Source organism: Methanoculleus sp. UBA413 (assembly GCF_002502935.1).
GTDB classification, from domain to species: Archaea; Halobacteriota; Methanomicrobia; order Methanomicrobiales; family Methanoculleaceae; genus Methanoculleus; species Methanoculleus bourgensis.
The window spans coordinates 1-1,685 of the sequence record NZ_DAQR01000032.1 but is presented as its reverse complement, the minus strand read 5'-3'; the positions used below and the strand labels follow the sequence as shown (position 1 = coordinate 1,685).

At 54.2% G+C, this 1,685-nt stretch carries 2 protein-coding genes; one reads left to right on the top strand and one right to left on the bottom strand.

The features are described from left to right. Nucleotides 1-767, bottom strand: a 767-nt coding sequence (locus tag BP858_RS02490; protein ID WP_286878755.1) for an AMP-binding protein, incomplete at its 3' end; no start/stop codon positions are given. Nucleotides 768-894: 127 nt separating this feature from the next. On the opposite strand from BP858_RS02490, the gene BP858_RS02485 reads away from it, so the two are divergent. Then, nucleotides 895-1,449, top strand: coding sequence for a TATA-box-binding protein (locus BP858_RS02485; RefSeq protein WP_179965955.1), 555 nt, complete (start codon nt 895-897; stop codon nt 1,447-1,449). Nucleotides 1,450-1,685 lie beyond the last annotated feature (236 nt).

Genomic DNA, 1,685 nt, shown 5'->3' with positions numbered 1-1,685 from the left:
AAGAGTTTTCCCCACGCGCTCTTGCCCCAGCCGGTATCCGAGATCGTCAGGTGGAGATCGTTTCCGTGCAGGTCGTGCCACACGCGCGCGGTGACGAGGTGCCCGAGCGGGTAGGAGTGGTCGTGGACCACCATCTTCGGCTCGCCGGTGGTGCCGGAGGTGAAGAAGATCAGCAGCGGGTCGGTCGATTTGGTCCGGTGCAGCCCTGGGAGGTTCACCAGTTTGTGCGAACAGGGCGCGGGGTAGTCGAGCTCGACGGGGTAGCTGACCCACCCGTCCCTCGTGCCGTCGATCATGAGCCGGACCCGCAATGTCGGGCACTCGTCCCGGATCTCCTCGACCTTATCGGCATGCTCGGCCATGGTGATGATCATCCTGATGTTCGCTGCCTGGATGCGGTACTCCAGGTCTTTGGGCGTCAGCATCGTCGTCGCAGGGCAGTATACGGCACCGAGTTTGATGAGGGCGATGACGAAGATCCACCACTCAGGAGTCCGGGGGAGCATCAGCATGACCCGGTCGCCTTTCTTGATGCCGTATTTTATGCAGATGTTGACCGCCTGGTTCGAGAGGCGCATGAGGTCGAAGAAGGTGTATTTCTTCTCGTTTCCCTTCTGGTCGGTCCAGATCATGGCAAGCCGGTTCCGGTCCTTCTTCGCCCATGCGTCGATCACGTCGAAGCCGAAGTTATAGTATTCAGGGACGTCGATCTTGAAATTCGCGCAGAGGTCTTCGTAGGACATCGGTTTCTCTTCATCATCCGCCATAACGTGATCAATAAAGGTTTGCGCGCTCATGATTTAAAGTATTCACGAATCTGAAAACGTTCCGCACCCCTGAGACCCATAAAGATTATCCATTAGTATTATGGTCCAAAAAATGATACTCATACCGATGGATGAGAAGGGATACGAGTCACTGAAAATTGAGAACATCGTTGCTTCCGGGGTGATTGCCGACTCGATCGACCTCGAAATAATATCTGATAAAATAAAAAACTGCGAGTTGAATTCGAAGAGGTTCCCCGGGGCGGTCTACCGTATCGAGAAACCGAAGATTGCGTCCCTGATATTCTCTTCAGGGAAAGTGGTGCTCACCGGTATCAGGAAGAAAGAGGATCTCCCTGTCGGCCTGGACATCATCATGAACTCACTTCGGAGTGTCGGCGTCGAGACCTACGATGTGCCGCAGGTCGCGGTTACGAACATCGTCTGTTCGTACGACATGGGCAGGTACATCAACTTAAACAAGGTGGTAATCACCCTCAACCTTGAGAACATCGAGTACGAACCCGAGCAGTTCCCGGGGCTCGTATACCGTATCGAGGATCCGAAGATTGTTGCCCTCCTCTTCAGTTCCGGCAAGATTATCCTGACCGGCGGGAAGAACATCGAGGATATCAAGAAGGGGCTCGATTTCCTGGAGCAGCGGCTCGAAACCATTATGTGAGTCCGGTTTTCCAGACTTTTTTTTGAGGCGGGTCTACTAGTAGGCCATTTCACCTTATGTTGTGGGTCCTGATGCGGGGCGAGCGATCGCCACCTCACGCGTGAGACTCTATTGTCCCCCGTGCTGAAACCTCACGCGAAGCCGCGAAGGACGCGAAGGGTGAGGCGACAATCGCATGGAAATATTAGATACAATGATCCACTAGTGGAGCATTTCACCTTATGTTGCGGGTCCTG

Coding starts and splice junctions, on each gene's coding strand:
- BP858_RS02485 (WP_179965955.1), top strand. CDS start 895: ATGGATGAGAAGGGATACGAGTCACTGAAAATTGAGAACATCGTTGCT.